The organism is Streptococcus sp. HMSC066F10, assembly GCF_001813805.1.
GTDB classification, from domain to species: domain Bacteria; phylum Bacillota; class Bacilli; order Lactobacillales; family Streptococcaceae; genus Streptococcus; species Streptococcus vaginalis.
Map to the genome: position 1 here is coordinate 70,138 of NZ_KV813991.1, position 18,683 is coordinate 88,820.

Annotated in this window: 20 protein-coding genes and 1 pseudogene; 9 read left to right on the plus strand and 12 right to left on the minus strand. The window is 38.3% G+C overall.

From position 1 onward, the window contains the following. The first annotated feature begins 94 nt into the window (after positions 1-94). The gene (gene radC / locus HMPREF2933_RS07490) at positions 95-775 is read left to right on the plus strand and encodes a RadC family protein (protein WP_003024167.1); all 681 of its coding nucleotides are present in this window, start codon (positions 95-97) and stop codon (positions 773-775) included. On the opposite strand, the gene HMPREF2933_RS07495 is transcribed toward radC, so the two are convergent. The 6 genes from HMPREF2933_RS07495 to HMPREF2933_RS07520 all read right to left on the minus strand — a co-directional run bounded on the left by HMPREF2933_RS07495 (position 772) and on the right by HMPREF2933_RS07520 (position 5,380). Continuing rightward, positions 772-1,464 (minus strand): gamma-glutamyl-gamma-aminobutyrate hydrolase family protein, encoded by a 693-nt coding sequence (locus HMPREF2933_RS07495; RefSeq protein WP_003042762.1) that lies wholly within the window; start codon positions 1,462-1,464, stop codon positions 772-774. The genes radC and HMPREF2933_RS07495 overlap by 4 nt on opposite strands. A gap of 27 nt (positions 1,465-1,491) precedes the next feature. Next, the gene (locus tag HMPREF2933_RS07500) at positions 1,492-2,136 is read right to left on the minus strand and encodes a redox-sensing transcriptional repressor Rex (protein WP_024053069.1); all 645 of its coding nucleotides are present in this window, start codon (positions 2,134-2,136) and stop codon (positions 1,492-1,494) included. A 163-nt stretch (positions 2,137-2,299) separates the two neighbouring features. Then, positions 2,300-2,647 carry a DUF1831 domain-containing protein gene (locus HMPREF2933_RS07505; protein ID WP_003024175.1) on the minus strand — a complete coding sequence of 116 codons (348 nt, stop codon included), beginning with the start codon at positions 2,645-2,647 and terminating at the stop codon, positions 2,300-2,302. Between the two features lie 4 nt (positions 2,648-2,651). Then, positions 2,652-3,767 (minus strand): cysteine desulfurase family protein, encoded by a 1,116-nt coding sequence (locus HMPREF2933_RS07510; RefSeq protein WP_024053071.1) that lies wholly within the window; start codon positions 3,765-3,767, stop codon positions 2,652-2,654. A gap of 9 nt (positions 3,768-3,776) precedes the next feature. Further along, on the minus strand, positions 3,777-4,736 hold the full coding sequence (locus tag HMPREF2933_RS07515) for a ribose-phosphate diphosphokinase (RefSeq protein WP_101749702.1): 960 nt from the start codon (positions 4,734-4,736) through the stop codon (positions 3,777-3,779). Between the two features lie 83 nt (positions 4,737-4,819). Next, on the minus strand, positions 4,820-5,380 hold the full coding sequence (locus HMPREF2933_RS07520; protein ID WP_070672722.1) for a CYTH domain-containing protein: 561 nt from the start codon (positions 5,378-5,380) through the stop codon (positions 4,820-4,822). Positions 5,381-5,475: 95 nt separating this feature from the next. Between HMPREF2933_RS07520 and HMPREF2933_RS07525 the strand changes: the two genes are divergently transcribed. From HMPREF2933_RS07525 to mutY, 5 genes are all read left to right on the plus strand, one after another. Further along, positions 5,476-6,147 carry a GTP diphosphokinase gene (locus HMPREF2933_RS07525; protein WP_024053074.1) on the plus strand — a complete coding sequence of 224 codons (672 nt, stop codon included), beginning with the start codon at positions 5,476-5,478 and terminating at the stop codon, positions 6,145-6,147. After that, positions 6,131-6,949, plus strand: coding sequence for an NAD kinase (locus HMPREF2933_RS07530; RefSeq protein WP_070672726.1), 819 nt, complete (start codon positions 6,131-6,133; stop codon positions 6,947-6,949). The genes HMPREF2933_RS07525 and HMPREF2933_RS07530 overlap by 17 nt, the downstream gene beginning before the upstream one ends. Further along, on the plus strand, positions 6,946-7,836 hold the full coding sequence (locus HMPREF2933_RS07535) for an RluA family pseudouridine synthase (RefSeq protein WP_024053076.1): 891 nt from the start codon (positions 6,946-6,948) through the stop codon (positions 7,834-7,836). The genes HMPREF2933_RS07530 and HMPREF2933_RS07535 overlap by 4 nt, the downstream gene beginning before the upstream one ends. Positions 7,837-7,846: 10 nt before the next feature. Then, positions 7,847-8,824: a phosphate acetyltransferase gene (gene pta, locus HMPREF2933_RS07540; RefSeq protein ID WP_024053077.1), complete on the plus strand. Its 978-nt coding sequence runs from the start codon at positions 7,847-7,849 to the stop codon at positions 8,822-8,824. 66 nt (positions 8,825-8,890) lie between these two features. Beyond that, entirely contained in the window at positions 8,891-10,060 is a 1,170-nt protein-coding gene (mutY, locus tag HMPREF2933_RS07545; protein WP_024053078.1) for an A/G-specific adenine glycosylase, read from the plus strand. Between the two features lie 113 nt (positions 10,061-10,173). Here mutY and HMPREF2933_RS07550 read toward each other — a convergent pair whose 3' ends face one another. The 5 genes from HMPREF2933_RS07550 to HMPREF2933_RS07570 form a co-directional block, all read right to left on the minus strand. Next, positions 10,174-10,521: a DUF6568 family protein gene (locus HMPREF2933_RS07550; RefSeq protein ID WP_070672730.1), complete on the minus strand. Its 348-nt coding sequence runs from the start codon at positions 10,519-10,521 to the stop codon at positions 10,174-10,176. A 393-nt stretch (positions 10,522-10,914) separates the two neighbouring features. Further along, positions 10,915-12,633, minus strand: a complete 1,719-nt coding sequence (locus HMPREF2933_RS07555; RefSeq protein WP_024053080.1) for a phospho-sugar mutase — start codon at positions 12,631-12,633, stop codon at positions 10,915-10,917. Positions 12,634-12,811: 178 nt separating this feature from the next. Further along, positions 12,812-13,375, minus strand: coding sequence for an ECF transporter S component (locus tag HMPREF2933_RS07560; RefSeq protein ID WP_024053081.1), 564 nt, complete (start codon positions 13,373-13,375; stop codon positions 12,812-12,814). Further along, positions 13,359-13,910: a phosphopantothenoylcysteine decarboxylase gene (coaC, locus tag HMPREF2933_RS07565; RefSeq protein ID WP_024053082.1), complete on the minus strand. Its 552-nt coding sequence runs from the start codon at positions 13,908-13,910 to the stop codon at positions 13,359-13,361. The genes HMPREF2933_RS07560 and coaC overlap by 17 nt, the downstream gene beginning before the upstream one ends. After that, the gene (locus HMPREF2933_RS07570; RefSeq protein WP_024053083.1) at positions 13,907-14,599 is read right to left on the minus strand and encodes a phosphopantothenate--cysteine ligase; all 693 of its coding nucleotides are present in this window, start codon (positions 14,597-14,599) and stop codon (positions 13,907-13,909) included. Before HMPREF2933_RS07570 ends, coaC begins: the two co-directional genes overlap by 4 nt. A gap of 137 nt (positions 14,600-14,736) precedes the next feature. Here HMPREF2933_RS07570 and HMPREF2933_RS07575 point away from each other — a divergent pair, with 137 nt between their 5' ends. The 3 genes and pseudogenes from HMPREF2933_RS07575 (at position 14,737) to HMPREF2933_RS07585 (ending at position 17,709) form a co-directional block, all read left to right on the plus strand. Further along, entirely contained in the window at positions 14,737-16,407 is a 1,671-nt protein-coding gene (locus HMPREF2933_RS07575) for a formate--tetrahydrofolate ligase (RefSeq protein ID WP_024053084.1), read from the plus strand. A 103-nt stretch (positions 16,408-16,510) separates the two neighbouring features. Next, a pseudogene (locus HMPREF2933_RS07580) lies at positions 16,511-17,054 on the plus strand (GNAT family N-acetyltransferase). A 1-nt stretch (position 17,055) separates the two neighbouring features. Continuing rightward, positions 17,056-17,709 (plus strand): DNA alkylation repair protein, encoded by a 654-nt coding sequence (locus tag HMPREF2933_RS07585; RefSeq protein ID WP_042754200.1) that lies wholly within the window; start codon positions 17,056-17,058, stop codon positions 17,707-17,709. A gap of 163 nt (positions 17,710-17,872) precedes the next feature. Here HMPREF2933_RS07585 and HMPREF2933_RS07590 read toward each other — a convergent pair whose 3' ends face one another. Then, entirely contained in the window at positions 17,873-18,565 is a 693-nt protein-coding gene (locus tag HMPREF2933_RS07590; RefSeq protein ID WP_070672741.1) for a YoaK family protein, read from the minus strand. Positions 18,566-18,683 lie beyond the last annotated feature (118 nt).

An 18,683-nucleotide genomic window follows, 5' to 3' on the forward strand; every position in this document is an offset into this window, starting at 1 on the left:
TCTTGTGTCTCATTTTATGGGGCTAGTGCCAATTATTTCTCAGATTTTTTATTTTCCTCTTCTTTTTCCGAATAAGGATATGAGGAGGTTTTTTATGTATAGTATTTCATTTCAGGAAGATTCTTTGTTGCCAAGGGAACGTTTAGTTGCAGAAGGTGCAGAACAATTGAGCAATCAAGAATTGTTATCCATTCTTATCCGCACAGGTAATAAAAAAGAAACTGTTTTTCAAGTTTCTCAACGGATTTTATCAACTATTTCTAGTTTGAATGATTTGCGCAATATGACGCTACAAGAATTGCAATCAATCTCTGGAATTGGTCGTATCAAGGCTATTGAATTACAAGCTATGATTGAATTAGGCCAGCGAGTCAGTAAAGCAGAATTGATTACGCAAGAGCAAATTTTAGGTAGTCAAAAGCTGGCGAAAAAAATGCAACAAGAATTGGGGCATAAGAAGCAGGAACACCTTGTGGCTTTATATCTGAATACTCAAAACAAAATCATTCATCAGCAGACGATTTTTATCGGTAGTGTATCACGCAGTATTGCAGAGCCACGAGAAATCCTGCATTATGCTGTGAAACACATGGCGACATCCATTATTTTGGTGCACAATCATCCGTCAGGAGCTGTACTGCCAAGCAAAAATGACGATGAAGTGACCAAACATGTAAAAGAAGCGTGTGAATTAATGGGCTTCATCTTACTGGATCATCTCATCGTCGCAGAGAAAGATTATTATAGTTATCGCGAAGAAACAGACTTGATTTAAAGTCTATTGACAACATAGTCAAATAACATTCGATCTTTAGGGCGTGTTTCAAATAAGAATTCTGGATGCCACTGGACTCCCAGATAAGCGATTTCATCAGTTGTTGTAATGGCTTCAATGGTGTTGTCTTTCGGATCACGGGCAATGACTTCGACATTTTCTGCTAAATCTTTGATACTCTGATGATGGAAAGAGTTGATATGAGATACTTCGCCGTAAATCTTTTCCAAAACAGAGCCGGATTTAGTGACTAGTTTTTGAGTAGTATATTCAGCAGAACTGTCTTGCCAATGGTGCTCAATATCTTGATAAAGTGTTCCACCCATTGCAACATTAAACAATTGCGTACCGCGGCAAACGGTAAAAATTGGTTTTTGTTGCTGGATAGCTTCATGGATTAAGGCTAATTCAAACAAATCACGCTCCAAATGGTAATCATCACTGTCAATTGTTTTTTCTTCGCCATAGAATTGTGGTGATACATTTTGCCCACCCGTTAGGATAAGTTTATCAATCATCTGGATGTAGCGCTGTGCCATATCTGCATCTCCAATCGGCAATATGATAGGAGTTCCACCAACTTCTTTTACGCCCTCTACAAATCCCTTAGCAGCATAACTCATGATGGCAAATTCATCTTCAGGGTTTGGTCTTTCGTTTCCAGTAATGCCGATAATAGGTTTCTTCATAAATAGATGTCTGCTCTTTCTAATTGCTTAATGCTCTTTTTTCATAAAATAAAGGAGTGTTTGTAGTTCACTTGTCAAATCAACATATTGAACGACAACATCTTTTGGAACGGTTAAGTGAACAGGAGAAAAACTGAGAATACCTTTTACACCAGCTTCCACAAGAACAGTTGCAACCTCTTGCGCTTTTGCACTAGGAACTGTTAAAATAGCTGTTTTGACATTCACATCTTTTAATTTGTTATTGATTTGTGAAATGCCATAAATAGGAATCCCGTCATTTGTAGTAGTCCCAACTTCAGGATGATTATCTGTATCAAATGCCATAACAATCTTCATTTTGTTCCGTTCGTGGAAACGGTAGTGGAGCAAAGCATGTCCCATGTTACCGATACCAACTAACATCACATTGGTAATGGAATTGTCATGAAGTAAGTCAGCAAAAAAATTCATGAGTTTTTTTACATCATAACCATATCCACGACGACCTAATTCGCCAAAGTAAGAAAAATCTCGACGGACAGTTGCAGAATCAATCCCGATCGCATCTGCGATTTGTTTTGAATTGGCTTTTTCGATTTTTTCGGAATTAAATCGTTTGAAAATCCGATAATACAGAGAGAGCCTTTTAGCAGTTGCGCGTGGAATGGTTGTATTTTTTTCAGATTTCACAAAATCACATCCTTTCAAAGACTATTTTATAGAAAGTTTGTGAAAAAATCAACTTATTTGATAAAAATAGAAAAGGAGTAGGACAAAATCAAAGATTTTTGGCTTGTTTCCTACTCTTTATTGTTTTACTAATGATTTAAAAATGAGTTTTTAAGCTATTTGTTTATTGTTCTTGTTTAGTGAAAATACCACGTTCTACCAAGCTATCCATTAAGAAATAAAACTTTTCTTGAATGATGTGATTGTCTTCTGATTTAAAAATATTCACTAACCGAAGGCCAGATTTATCTGTGATGTTGATTTTTACACCTGAAAGGTTTTTGTTGATAATGATTTTCAACAAAAAGCCGTCTCCACTATTGGGAACATTTTCTAATAAGCGTGTCAATTCGTAATTTCCAACTTTGGTTTCGACAAATGTGTTATCGCGCAAAGTAAATTTTTTTACATTTTCTCCAAGAGAATAGCTGAAAGAGCAGTCTTTTAAGTGAATAGTGGTCTGAAAAGCCATCTATTTATCCTCCTAAAATTTCTTTTAATGTTGTAGTAAATTGTCGAACTTCTTCTGAAGTATTTTGTTCTGAAAAGCTAATGCGAATAGATTCTCTTAATCGCTTTGAGTCGCTACCATAAAAAGCTTTAAGCACATGACTGGGTTCGATAGCTCCTGCTGTACAAGCAGAGCCAGTTGAGATAGAAATTCCAGATAAGTCTAAACGCATGAGCAATAAATCGTTAGCCTGCTTTGGAAAGCCAAGATTTACGACATAGGGAAGTGTGTGTGAATCATTATTTATATAGTAATGGATTCCGTCAAGTTCAGAGAGAAGTTGCTGTTTCAAACTTTCAACATGTTCCATGTTTTCTTGGTAGCAATTGAGGCTCTCTTTTAGAGCCGCAACCATACCGGCAATAGCCGCTAAATTCTCAGTTCCTGCACGTCTTTTATCCTCTTGATCTCCACCATGTAAAAATTTGTCAAATTTTACATGATTGAAGTACAAGAAGCCGATGCCTTTTGGACCATGAAATTTATGAGCTGATGCACTCATAAAGTCAATTCCTAGCTCGTCAGGATAGACAGGTAATTTGCCTATAACTTGCACAGCATCCACATGATAAGCAGCGGGATGATGTTTCACAACGTCAGCAATTTCTTTGACTGGAAGCATATAGCCTGTTTCATTATTGGCATACATGGTTGAGACAAGTATTGTATCTTCTCGAAGGGCTTCTTTTATCTGTTGAGCCGTAATCTCTCCATTTTTAGGTTGGATATAAGTAGCTTCAAAGTCAAATTTATCCACCAGATATTCAATCGTTTCAAGAACCGAATGATGCTCAATAGCAGTTGTAATAATGTGTTTCCCTTGATCTTGATGGGCTAAGGCATATCCTTTTATGGCTGTATTGTTACTTTCTGTCCCACCAGATGTATAGATGACATGTTGACTATTAGTATGAAGCAGTTCAGCAAGCTCTTGTCGGGCTTTGCGAAGAATTTTACTAGCAGCTCTTCCGTGGCTATGAATGCTAGATGGATTGCCAAAGGTATTTTCCATAACCTGTGTCATAGCAGTAATAGCAGCTGTTGACATAGGAGTTGTTGCTGCATTATCGAAATAAATCAAGATTTCTCCTTATTTCTTTTTATTGTAAGCAAACAGTGGACTGACTGGTTTTCTTTTATGGATACGAACGATTGCATCTCCGATTAGCCCACTTGCAGTAATGTATTGAACATTTTTCGGAGTTTTTTCTTTCGTTGCAACTGAGTCAGTAACCAGGATTTCTTTGATAGGAGAGTTATCTAACTTTTCAGCGGCTCCCTCAACAAATAAACCATGACTAGAAACTGCATAAATCTCTGTTGCACCTTCGCGTTCAACAATTTTTGAGGCTTCAGCAAATGTACGACCAGTATTTAAAATATCATCAATAAGGATAGCTTTTTTCCCAGCTACATCTCCGATAATATAGCCTTCGTTACGGTGGGTATCGTCTTGAGCGTAGTCGATAATCGCAATCGGAGCATCTAAATGCTCTGCTAAGCTTCTAGCACGTTTAACACCAGAATTTTTTGGACTGACCACAACAACATCTTCACCAGACAAGCCCTTTTCACAGTAATGTTTGGCAAAAAGAGGAACGGTGTAAAGGTTATCAACAGGGATATCAAAGAAGCCTTGGACTTGGACAGCATGCAAATCTAGGGTTAGAACACGATCAACTCCTGCCTTAACCAGCATATTCGCTACGAGCTTGGCTGTAATTGGTTCGCGAGGAGCGGCTGTTCGGTCTTGACGAGCATAGCCAAAATATGGCATCACAACATTGACAGAATTAGCGCTGGCGCGATTGCAAGCATCCACCATGATGAGAAGTTCCATCAAATGATTATTGACAGGAAAACTTGTTGATTGAATGATAAATACATCAAAGCCACGCACGCTTTCCTCGATGTTTACTAGGATTTCTCCGTCTGAAAATTGACGTGATGAAAGTTTTCCAAGAGGCACATCAGCAGCTTTAGCGATTTTCTCGGCAATATCGTGATTGGAATTTAGTGCAAACAACTTCATCTGTGCTTTATCCGTCAGTATATTCATCATAACTTATTAAGACTCCTTTTGATTTCTACACTCCATTTTATCAAAAAATAAGTAAAATTTCAGCTTTTTATTCATAAGTTTTGAGCAAATCTTGCAACTTTAGGCTTTGCATATTTATAATGGATATGATGAGCTTGTAAAAAGCACTCGAATTGTTCTTTTCCAGTTTTTGCATCTGTCACTTCCAGCTCTAATTCGTAGTCTGTTTTGTCAAAATAATGATTTTCATCAAGTGCCATTAAGCCAATAGTGGTTTCTTTTTCATAGCGAATAGTTGTTAAGCTCCCTAGAATCTTTAATTTCTCGAGGTTGATAGCAGCCTGAGTCAGCAGAGTGTGTATTTCTCCTTCAGGTAGCACACATGTATTGATGAGAGTGTGAGACTCTTCTAAAGTGAGAAATTGATTGTATTCCATATTACCGACCTGCTGCGGAATTTTTAAAGTTAATTCGGCACTAGTTTCAAAAGTACGAATCCGAAGTGCCATTTTTGCATCTCGAATTGAAAAGTCGGCTGTGTCAATATAGTAGTTTATCTGCTTGGTAGCTTTTATCTTTGAAAACAGTGGTAACAGCTGTTGGTACTCATTTTTTGTCAGAAGCGTTTTGTATTCAATTTCCAAATGATCCATTTTCCAATCCTTTTCTTTTGTTTGAAAGCGATTTATGTTATAATAAGTATTGTGTTTATTTTATAAAAAATTAAGTAAAATGACAAGGTGAGTGTATGCAATTAGAGTGGGAAGAGTTTCTGGATCCTTATATTCAAGCGGTTGGTGAATTAAAGATCAAACTGCGTGGGATTCGTAAACAGTATCGAAAACAAAAAAAACATTCTCCGATTGAATTTGTAACAGGTCGTGTAAAACCGATAGAAAGTATCAAAGAAAAAATGGCTTTGCGTGGGATTAAAGAGGAAAATCTAGCGCAAGATATGCAAGATATAGCTGGTTTGCGCGTAATGGTTCAATTTGTGGATGACGTAGAAGAAGTTTTGGATGTTTTACGAAAGCGCCACGACATGCGGATTATCCAGGAGCGAGACTATATTAAAAACCGTAAGGCTAGTGGATATCGAAGTTATCATGTCATTGTTGAATACCCAGTTGATACCATTGATGGCAACAAAACAGTTTTGGCAGAGATTCAAATCCGCACTTTGTCCATGAACTTTTGGGCAACAATTGAACATTCGTTGAATTATAAATATAAGGGTGAATTTCCAGATGAAATTAAGAAACGTCTAGAGATTACCGCAAAAATCGCCTATCAATTGGACGAAGAAATGGGGAAAATTCGTGATGATATTCAAGAAGCGCAAGCTTTATTTGACCCAATTAGTCGTAAATTAAATGATGGCGTAGGAAATAGTGACGATACAGATGAAGAATACAGGTAAAAGAATAGGGATTATCAGTAATCGTAGACGGCAAAGTCAAGAACTTTGTCGCCAATTAAAACAAAAATTAAAGCAACATCATTTTATTTTGAATGATAATAATCCTGATATTGTCATTTCAATCGGTGGCGACGGGATGCTTTTGTCAGCCTTTCACAAATATGAAGATCAGCTAGACAAAGTTCGCTTTGTTGGTGTTCACACAGGACATTTGGGCTTTTATACAGATTATCGAGATTTTGAGTTGGACAAACTAATTGATAATTTAAAATTAGATACAGGCGCAAAGGTGTCTTATCCGATTTTGAATGTTAAAATTTTCCATGGAAATAATGAAATTTGTATAAAGCGTGCATTAAACGAAGCGACAATCAAGCGTTCTGGACGAACAATGGTCGCCGATGTTATTATCAATCAAGTGCATTTTGAGCGCTTTCGTGGTGATGGCGTTTCAGTATCAACGCCGACAGGAAGTACAGCTTACAATAAATCGTTGGGCGGAGCTGTTCTCCACCCAACCATCGAAGCTCTTCAGATTGCAGAAGTTGCAAGCTTGAACAATCGTGTGTTTCGGACTTTGGGCTCCTCAATTATCGTTCCTAAGAATGATAAAATTGAAATTGTGCCGACTTGGAATGATCGACATGCGATTTCGATTGACAATCAAAATTTTATGATAAATGATATTTCTAAAATTGAATTTCAAATTGATCAACATAAGATTAACTTTCTTGCTACACCGAGTCATACTAGTTTTTGGAATCGTGTCAAAGATGCCTTTATCGGCGAGGTGGAGGAATGAGGTTTGAATTTATCGCAGATGAGCATGTGAAAGTCAAAACCTTTCTAAAAAAACAGGAAATTTCCAAAAGTTTACTTGCAAAAATTAAGTTTTCTGGTGGGGATATTCGGGTAAACGGAAAGAAGCAAAATGCCATTTATTTGTTAGATATTGGTGACAAAGTTGCCGTTGATATTCCGGCGGAAGAAGGATTTAGCAGTCTATGTGCAGTAGAAAAAGAATTGGATATTGTATACGAAGATGAACATTTTCTGATTTTGAACAAGCCAGCAGGCGTAGCTAGCATTCCTAGTGTGAATCATTCCAATACAATGGCCAATTTTGTGAAGGCTTATTACATTGCAAATCATTATGAAAATCAGCAGATTCATATTGTGACTCGTTTAGACCGTGATACGAGTGGTCTGATGTTATTTGCAAAGCACGGTTATGCTCATGCAAGATTAGATAAACAATTGCAAAAGAAAGTCATTGAGAAGCATTATTATGCTTTGGTCAAGGGTTCGGCACCGTTAAAGCCAGAAGGAGATATTATTGCTCCCATAGCGCGTGAAGATAGTAGTATCATTACTCGCTGTGTGGCAAAAAATGGAAAATATGCTCATACGAGTTATAAAGTTTTAGCGCAGTATGATGACATTTATCTCGTGGATATTCATCTTCATACAGGACGAACACACCAGATTAGGGTTCATTTTTCTTATATTGGTTTTCCTCTCTTGGGAGATGACTTATATGGTGGAAGTATGACTGACGGAATAACGCGGCAAGCGCTTCATTGTCATTCATTGCGTTTTTACAATCCATTCCATAAGGAAGTTGTGAATAAATCAAGTCCTTTTCCGAAAGATTTTCAAACAGTCATTCAAAAATTAAGCAATAAGTAAGGAGTAAAACATGAAAATTTTTGAAACAATTCGTGAAACATTGCAAGACAAAGAAGTGAAGATTGTCTTACCAGAAGGTGAAGAACCACGTATTATTCAAGCTACTAAACGTTTGGTAAAAGAAACAAGTATCACACCTGTTTTATTGGGAAATCCTGAAAAAATTCGTATTTACCTTGAAATTGAAGGTGTGACAGAAGGTTATGAAGTCATTGACCCTCAAAATTGTTCATGCTTTGAAGAAATGGTGGCAGCTTTTGTAGAACGTCGTAAAGGAAAAATCACAGAAGACGAAGCGCGTAAATTATTGAAAGAGGACGTCAATTATTTTGGTGTCATGCTTGTTTATCTTGGTAAAGTACAAGGTATGGTTTCTGGTGCGATTCATTCTACAGCAAGCACGGTTCGCCCAGCTCTTCAAATTATCAAAACACTTCCTTGGGTTTCTCGCACATCTGGTGCCTTTCTCATGGTTCGCGGTGAGGAACGCTATGTTTTCAGTGATTGTGCAATCAATATTGATCCAGATGCTAAAACATTAGCAGAAATTGCTATTAACTCTGCCTTGACCGCGCAAATCTTTGACATTGACCCTAAAGTAGCTATGCTGAGTTATTCAACTAAAGGTTCTGGATTTGGTGAAAAGGTTGATAAAGTCATCGAAGCAACGAAACTTGCGCAAGAAATGCGACCAGATCTTGCTATTGATGGAGAATTACAGTTTGATGCGGCATTTGTACCTAAAACAGCAGAGTTAAAAGCTCCTGGCAGCAATGTAGCTGGTCAAGCAACTGTCTTTGTATTTCCTGGTATTGAAGCTGGAAATATCAGCTATAAAATGGCAGAGCGTCTCGGTGGCTTTTCAGCAGTCGGTCCTATTTTGCAAGGATTGAATCATCCAGTAAACGACCTTTCACGTGGATGCAACGCTGATGATGTTTATAAATTAACATTGATTACTGCCAGCCAAGCAGTTGGTAATTATTAGAAAGCCAAGACAGAATCCAGAATTCAAGTTCTGGGTTCTCTTTTTATTTTATGTTATACTAAAGTTATGTTAGATTTGAAAAAATATGAAATTGAGATGTGGGAGGATGAAAAAATTGCCTCCTTTCGTCAAAAATTATTAGCTTGGTATGATGAGAATAAACGTGATTTGCCTTGGCGGAGAAGCAGTAATCCTTATCATATCTGGATTTCAGAAATTATGCTTCAGCAAACACGGGTAGATACGGTTATTCCTTACTATGAGCGCTTTTTAGCTTGGTTTCCGACAATCAAAGATTTAGCAATGGCTTCAGAAGAACGTTTGCTTAAAGCTTGGGAGGGGCTAGGTTACTACTCGCGAGTACGCAATATGCAACAGGCTGCTCAGCAGATTATGACAGATTTTAGTGGCGAGTTTCCTCACACTTACGAGGAGATTTCTAGTCTGAAAGGAATTGGTCCTTATACAGCAGGAGCTATTGCAAGTATTGCTTTTGGTTTGCCTGAGCCAGCGGTTGATGGGAATGTTATGCGGGTCCTGAGCCGTTTATTTGAAGTGAATTTGGATATTGGTGTCCCTGCTAACCGAAAGGTTTTTCAAGCGATGATGGAAATTCTGATTGACCCCCAAAGACCGGGAGATTTCAACCAAGCTTTGATGGATTTAGGATCAGATATTGAAGCACCTATCAACCCTAGACCTGATGACAGTCCAGTAAGGGAATTTAGCGCTGCTTACTTACATGGAACAATGGATAGATACCCTATCAAAGCTCCTAAGAAAAAACCAGTTCCAGTTTATTTGTATGGTTTAATTATCCAGAATAATCAAGGAGAATTTCTTTTAGAGAAAAATGAAACAAGCAGTCTTTTATCAGGATTTTGGCACTTTCCTTTGATTGAAGTAGAAGAATTTCCGGACGGTGAACAGTTATCCTTTTTTGAAGTGGCAGAAAATCAAGTTGCATTTGAATTATCTCCGCAAGAAAGCTTTGAGCAGGATTATGATGTGGTAGTGAATTGGCAGGAGCAAGCTTTTCCGACAATTCAACATGTGTTCAGTCATCGCAAGTGGCAGATTCGTTTGCTTTACGGTCGAGTAGCAAATATGATAAAAAATCAAAAAGAGGAACAAGTTCTGTGGCTGCATCCTGATGACTTTACCAACTATCCGTTTGCGAAACCTCAGCAGAAGATATGGCAAGCCTTTCAAGAAGGTAAATTAAAAGGAAATTAAATGTTAAGAGGCAGGGATAATATGTTCCCTGCCTCGCTTTGTGATTGTAAAAAGCTATTGCCTAGTTAGTTTATAATATGCTGTGAAGTTGGTGATTTATCTCAGCTTCATTTTTATAAGTTAGCGAATGACTTGATTTCGTCAGCCGTCATAGAGGAGTCACAACGGACAGTCACATGACCATTTTCTGTATGTAAAAATCCTGGTACAGTTGGGATTCCATATTCGGAACGGAAAGCTTGGAGCTCTTCCAGTTCACTAAGTTCCTCACTATTGATAAAGAAAATATGTGCTTGGGTTTCAGCGACAACACTAGCTAGCGTAGTGGCGAATTTACGACAGTAAGGGCACGTTTTACGCCCAATGAAAAAAGTTGCATTTTCTTTATTTGCAATGGCTTGTCGGGCACGTTCAACAGTCGTGACTTCTAAATCATTGATATCTTGTGTAAATTTATCCATAAAATAACCTCATTTCTTTTGTTCATTCTAGTATGCCACAAATAGGAAAATAATGCAGAGATTTGAAATGAAATGTAAAACATTGAAAGAGAGGTGAAACAGGACTAGAAATTGAAAATTTTAATTGTCGTGCTCTTGTTTCAAGACTCCGATATAAAATGTTTCCTAGCTATTTTGTATAGTCTCCCCTATAATGTTGAGCAAATGTTAAAAAGCGAAAAGACCTTGAGACCTGCTTCGAAAGATCTGTCTGCTATCTTAAAAAGCAGCATCTGAGCAATTATCTGTTATTTGTTACAAGACAACTTCGAGTCTGAGATATTCTTGTCCCAGACTCGAAGTTTGAATATTGTGGAAGTTAGAATGAGAAATCAAAGCCTTCTTACTTTTTGCTTATTTTACAAAATCATTGATTTCTGCTTCAATTTTTGCAATTTTTGCTTGAGCGTCTTGGCTAGAATTTCCGACAACAGCAATGTAGAATTTGATTTTTGGTTCAGTTCCTGAAGGACGTACAGCAATCCATGAACTATCAGCAAGTGTGTATTTTAATACGTCACTTGCTGGAGTTGTTAATTTCCTTACATTGCCGTCAGAATCGGTAGCGGTTTGTGCTTTGAAATCTTCTGTGACTGTAATAGCAGTAGCGTTGAATTCTTTCGGTGCATTGTCACGGAACTTGCTCATAATAGCTTTGATTTGTTCAGCGCCATCAACACCAGACAAAGTAACTGAAATCGTCTTTTCAGCATAATAACCATATTCTTTGTAGATTTCTTCAATTCCGTCTGCAAGAGTTAAGCCGCGAGAACGGTAGTAGGCAGCTAATTCTGCAACAACCAATACAGCTTGGATAGCATCTTTGTCACGCACAAATGGTTTAATCAAGTAGCCAAAGCTTTCTTCAAAGCCCATCATGTAAGTGTGATTGTGTTTTTCTTCAAATTCTTGAATCTTTTCAGCGATAAATTTGAAACCAGTTAAGACGTTAAACATGGTAGCGCCGTAGCTTTCAGCAATCTTGGTCACAAGATCGGTAGACACAATGGATTTGCAAAGTGCTGCATTGGCAGGAAGTGTTCCAGCAGTCTTGTGCGCTTCAAGGATATACTTAGCCATAATCGCACCGATTTGATTTCCTGAAAGATTGCGGTAGCTACCGTCTTTTTGGAGAACTTCAACACCCACACGGTCAGCATCTGGGTCCGTTGCGACAAGAACATCCGCACCAACTTTACGTCCCAATTCTTCAGCAAGAGCGAAAGCAGCTTGGTTTTCTGGATTTGGTGATTTGACAGTGGAGAAGTCTGGATCTGGCACGCATTGAGCTTCAACAACCTGAACAGAATCAAAACCAGCTTGGGCAAATGCTCGACGTGCTAACATTTCACCTGTACCGTGAAGCGGAGTGTAGACGATTTTCATGTCTTTTCCATATTCATCAATCAATTGTTGGTTGATGTTGACGTCTTTAACTTCCTTGAGATATTCGGCATCAATAGTTTCACCAATAACTTCAATCAAACCAGAAGCTTTTTCGGCTTCAACATCAGCTACTTCAATAGTAAATGGATTTTCAATGGCACGAATATAAGCTGTTAGAGCATCAGCATCATGAGGCGGCATTTGACCACCATCTTCGCCATAAACTTTATAGCCATTAAATGGAGCAGGGTTGTGGCTGGCTGTAATCATAATCCCGGCAAAAGCTTTTAAGTGACGAACTGCAAATGACAGTTCTGGTGTTGGACGGAGACTTTCAAATACATAAGATTTAATGCCATGTTTTGCTAAAACAGCAGCAGATTCAAAGGCGAATTCTGGAGAGAAGTGACGAGAGTCATAAGCGATAGCGACACCGCGTTTTTTGAAATCTTCATCTTTTTCATCAATCAAACGTGCTAAACCTTCAGTTGCCTGACGAACAACATAAATATTGATACGATTCGTACCAGCGCCTATCAGACCACGCATACCAGCAGTACCAAATTCAAGATTGGTATAAAAAGCATCTTCTTTTGTCTTTTCGTCCATCGAATCCAATTCTTTACGAAGGTAGTCTGGAAGTTCTGCAAAATCAAGCCATTTTTTGAAATTTTCTTGGTAAGTCATTACGAAATCTCCTTTTTAAAATAGGAAAGCTTATGAAAAATTAGTGAAAACAGGAAATGTCATTACCTGTTTAATAAAGGAGCGAGCACATCCAGTTTTCTCAATTTTTCAGCTTTCTGCATTGTTTAATCGTTTTCATTATAGCATTTTTTCATAAAAAAATCACGATTTCACGTGATTATTTTCTAACTTTTTCAAGGGCTGGAATAATGGTAACTGTCAGAATCGCAGAAATAATCATTTCAGCAATGGAATTGGTTGAAATGACAGATGCGAGTAAGAGCTGAATATTCCCATTATATACTTTGGAGAATAATAAGAAAATCCCTCCTAAAACAAAAATTGTATTTGTCAACGAACCGACTGTTCCAGCTAAGATAAGTCCGATCTTATTTTTAAGATATTTATAAACAAAATAAGGGGTGACTCCGATTAAGATTCGCGGAACAAGGGCAATGATGAGCGAATAAATATTCCCATTAGGTACAAACGGGCTAAACAAGTAACTGGTTGGCAAGAGAACAAGTGTGTTCGTAACCAGACTAATGATACCCATTAGCGCCCCTAAAATAGCGCCTACCTTTGGTCCATATAAAATACTTGCAATAATAACGGGAATGTGGACAATCGTTGGTTTGATTGGGACGGGAAAAAGGTTAAATATTACTGAACTCAATAGATGAATGACGAGCATAATCGCAAAAAAGATAGCAATTTGAGCAATATTAGATTGTTTCTTCATAAATCATTTCCTTTACTTTTTTTATAATTGTTTCTACAGAAGCAAGGGCGCCAATTCCGTGGTCACCACAGGCTAGGACGGTTTCTCTAGGCTGAATAATTTGCCAGCCGTATTTTTCTAGTTTAGATAGATTTTCTTGAGTGATTGGATTTTCATACATTTTGGTATTCATAGCTGGGGCTAATACCTTTTTGGCTGTTGATGGCAGAGCAAGTGCGGTACTGGTTATCATATTGTCTGCAAAGCCATTAGCTAATTTAGCGATCGTATTGGCGGAAGCAGGTGCAACTAAGAAAAGATCCGTTTGCTTGGCAATTTCAATATGATTGACCTTGTTTGGCGCAGGCTCCTCCATGACATCTGTATGCACTAAATTTTTCGACAATACTTGCAAAGTCAGCGGTGTAATGAAATTTGTAGCTGCTTGAGACATCAGAACAGTCACCTTTTGATTGTCTTTTGTCAATTGACTGACCAAGTCGGCAGCTTTATAGGCGGCAATGCTTCCTGTGACAGCTAGTGTAATATGTTTCATAGATTGTCCTTTGTGTGAATATGTGTCAGCAATAATTGGGCAATTTCTTCTTTAGTAGTGGCTTCTATTACGGAATCTTGTTTGACCAAGAAAGCATGATGTTGATTATTGGAAATATCATACAAGTCATTTGCTACAATTATTTCTGCTTTGTTTTTTATGAGACTAGCACGAGCAACTGTCAGTAATTCTTCCTTAGAAACACCAACTAAGAGTTTAAAGCCAATTAGACGGATATTGGGATTCCATTTTTTGACTTGACTGATAATTTTCGGTGTTTGTTTGAGAAAGAGCACTTGGTATTCATCTTTTGATGAAATCTTGCCTTGATCATTGGTCTTGTTTAAAAACTCTGTTAAATCCTGTGAAGCAGTGATTTGTTCAAAACCTGTCATGTAAATAGGCATGTAGTCAGAAACGGCCATTGAATGAATTAAAACACCATGAGTTTTGACTAAAGGCTGCATCGTTTCCAGCAAATCTTGTACATTTTCAATGATTTGAATGGTTAAATTCGGATGAGCAGCAGGCTTGACAGCACTCTGTGTAGTGACTAATGTAACTTGATCGCCTTGTGCTAAAAAACTCTCCGCAATAAGAGCACCAAGCTTTCCTGTTGAGTGATTCGTAATAGAACGAACTTGATCGATTTTTTCGCTCGTTCCGCCAGAAGTAATCAATAGTTTCATAACTAAATTTTACACAAAAAAAGTTAATTCGTAAATAGAAAAGACCTTTCCGAACGTTTTTGAGAATTTTAGCTTTGAAAGTGTTTGTTTTCTTTATTTTTTGGTATAATAATCCTATCAAAACTGGAGGATTCCAAATGAAAACGGATATAGAAATTGCTCAGAGTGTTGACTTGCATCCGATTGCTGATGTAGTGAAGAAAGTTGGAATTGATTACGATAATTTGGAGCTTTACGGTAAATACAAGGCGAAATTATCTTTTGACAAGATTCAGGAATTGCAAAAGAAGCCAGTTGGTAAGCTGATTTTGGTAACAGCCATCAACCCAACACCGGCCGGCGAAGGAAAATCAACTATTACTATTGGCTTGGCAGATGCTCTCAGCAAAATTGGAAAGAAAACCATGATTGCGATTCGTGAACCGTCTCTTGGACCAGTTATGGGAATCAAAGGCGGAGCCGCTGGAGGTGGTTATGCACAGGTTCTACCAATGGAAGACATCAATTTGCATTTCACAGGAGATATGCATGCGATTACCACTGCCAACAATGCCCTTTCTGCTTTGATTGATAATCATTTACATCAAGGAAATGCTCTAGGAATTGACCAACGTCGCATTATCTGGAAGCGCGTGGTAGATCTGAATGACCGTGCTTTGCGGCATGTGACCGTCGGTCTGGGCAGTCCGGTTAATGGAATTCCGCGGGAAGATGGTTTTGATATTACGGTTGCATCTGAAATCATGGCTATTCTCTGTTTAGCGACAAGTATTGAAGACTTGAAAGAACGTCTAGCTAATATCGTTATTGGTTATCGTTATGATCGGACGCCTGTTTATGTTCGAGATTTGGAAGTAGAAGGGGCTCTTGCTCTCATCTTGAAAGACGCTATAAAGCCCAATCTAGTACAGACTATTTATGGAACCCCTGCCTTTGTTCACGGTGGACCGTTTGCAAATATCGCTCACGGCTGTAATTCCGTTTTGGCAACGACAACAGCTTTGCATTTGGCGGACTACACGGTGACTGAAGCTGGCTTCGGTGCGGATCTAGGGGCTGAAAAATTCCTAGACATCAAAACGCCCAATCTTCCGACTGCTCCAGATGTAGTGGTTATTGTTGCAACTCTTAGAGCATTGAAAATGAACGGTGGTGTCGCTAAAGAAGATCTGACAACTGAGAATGTTGAAGCGGTTAAAGCAGGTTTTGCCAACCTCAAACGCCATGTGGGAAATATCCGTAAATTTGGTATTCCGGTCGTGGTGACTATCAATGAATTTGTGACGGACACCCAAGCTGAAATTGCCGTTCTCAAGGAACTTTGTGCAGAGATTGATGTCCCGGTGGAATTGGCTAGTGTCTGGGCAGATGGTGCTGACGGTGGATTGGCTCTTGCGGAAGTTGTGGTCAAAACGATTGAAACGAGACCTGCCAAATACACTCGACTCTATGACAACAATCTGTCTATCGAAGAAAAAATCGAGAAAATTGTCAAGGAAATCTATCGTGGAACAAAAGTCAATTTTGAAAAGAAAGCAAAAACTCAAATTTCTCAAATTGTCAAGAACGGCTGGGATAAGCTGCCAATTTGTATGGCCAAGACCCAGTACAGTTTTTCAGATAATCCAAATCTTCTAGGAGCGCCAGAAAACTTTGAAATCACTATCCGCGAAGTAGTTCCAAAATTGGGTGCAGGTTTTATTGTCGCCCTAACTGGTGATGTTATGACGATGCCCGGTCTGCCAAAACGCCCAGCAGCCCTCAATATGGACGTAGCAGCAGACGGAACTGCTATTGGACTATTTTAAAACGAAAAAGGTTCGAGAGAGCCTTTTCTTTTTGAATTTGGTAAAATATACATGGTGATATACTTCATTTTTATGAAAGTAATAAGAAGAAAGGAACGTTTGGATGAACATCAGATTAGAAAATAAAAACGACGCTGCTGCTCTCATTGCTATTTACGCACCCTATGTTGAGAAAACAGCCATTACTTTTGAGTATGATGTTCCGTCGGTGGAGGAATTTTCTGGTCGGATTGAGAAGACCTTGGAAAGGTATCCTTATCTGTTGGCGGAGGAAGAGGGAGTCATTCTGGGTTATGCTTATGCTTCGACTTATTATGGTCGAGAGGCATACAACTGGGCTATTGAGCTGTCGGTCTATGTAGCTGATGAGAATTGCGGCAGAGGGATTGGGAAGCAGCTTTATGACAAATTGGAAGAAATTCTTGAACAGCAAGGGTTTGTTCATTTTCTAGCTTGTATTGCTCTGCCGAATGACGCCAGTATTTCTTTCCATAAAAAAACTTGGTTATCAGCAAGTAGCGCATTTCCCAAAAATCGGCTATAAATTTGGCTGCTGACATGCTACAGTTTGGTTGCAGAAGAGTTTAGATAAACCAGCAAGACCAATTAAATTATTCAAAGATATGAATGTTGAAAGTGAATGGTAATATGAAAGTAGAAGATGTTTTCCAAGGATTAAAAGAAGTAGCAAACCCTGAAGATGCTATTCACATGAAAGCATACATGAAAGATCAGTTCGAGTTTTTAGTGGTCAAAACACCTATTAGGCGGCAAATTTCTAAAATATTTTTTAAGAAAAGTCACAAGTCTACGATAGATTGGAAATTTATCAATCAGGCTTGGGAAAATCCCTATCGTGAAATGCAATATGTGGTGCTGGATTATTTACAACTAAAACAAACATCTTTAGCCTCAAACGATTTAACAAAGGTAAAGAAATTGGCACAAACAAAGCCTTGGTGGGACACGATTGACTTTTTGTGTCGCTCGGTAGGTTATATTTGTTTACACTATCCTGAGACAAAGAAAATAGTATTGGATTGGAGTACGGATGAGGACATTTGGTTGCGCCGATTGGCTATCGAACACCAATTACTTCAAAAAGAGCAAACGGATGTCCAGCTGCTAGAGCAAATCCTGATTAATAATCTTAATAAGACCGAGTTTTTCATCAATAAGGCCATTGGCTGGGCACTTCGGGACTACTCCAAGACCAATCCCGACTGGGTGCGGGAATTTATCGAAAAATACAAAGACAGGCTGAGCAAACTCAGCATTAAAGAAGGAAGCAAGTATTTGTGAGATTGATAGATGAGGAAGAGGATCGATAAATGAAATATCGCAGGCAAGTATTGATGAACTAGCAAAAACCGAACCAATTCTCTTTGTGAGCATTACCCAAGAGGATTGGTTCGGTTTTTTGTCTTACTTAGTTCCTAGTTTGCTTTTCGATTTTCATTGAGTGTTAGATATTTTTTTGCTCTAAGTGATGTATATGATTGTATCTGGTATAATGAATGATAATAGTCGTCAAAATAGTAGTGACTGTCCAGATAGCGTATTGATGAATGAAACGTGTGAGAAATCCAGTAAAAATAGCACCGCCGATGAAACTAGCGACAATCATAGAGTAATTAGCCGCTTGCCTTCTAATAATATGTCTACGATCTTTAAAACGAATATATTCATACCAAGCAGTGACCATTCTCCGATAGTTTCCTGAAGTCATCATAATCATGTAGGGATAAGACTCGATTTTTGAGCCTGTATAAGTTAGCATGACCATGCCTGTAGAGGTTGCAAGTAATATCACCCAGATAAAATAATGAGAATGAAAAAAAGGAAAGAGGAAAGTCGTGAGAGTCAATGGTAAGACTCCCCAAGTACGCCAATGTGAGCTTTGCGCCCGTTCCTTAAGTAGAATACCAAGGATAAAGCCACAGGTAAAGAAGACAAGCGAAAGGATACGGTAAGCGGTCTTTACGGTTGGTCCATCCCAATCGGCTACGATTAAAATAATATTCCCTGTCTGAGTGGCGATTAGTGTACTAAATTGTATATGCGAAAAAACGTCTAGGCAACCACCCACAGCTCCTAGCAATATAGCTATTGTTCGCCTATCTTGAGGCATGGGGACAGGCTGTTTCGTAGTATCCATAACTTTATCCTCCTAAAAACTATTTTACTCTTTTAAGGCACCAATTTCAAATATGGATAAGCTAGAAAATCTCTCATAAAAAATAGTTTGACTTTTAGGATTCTCTATAGTAGAATGC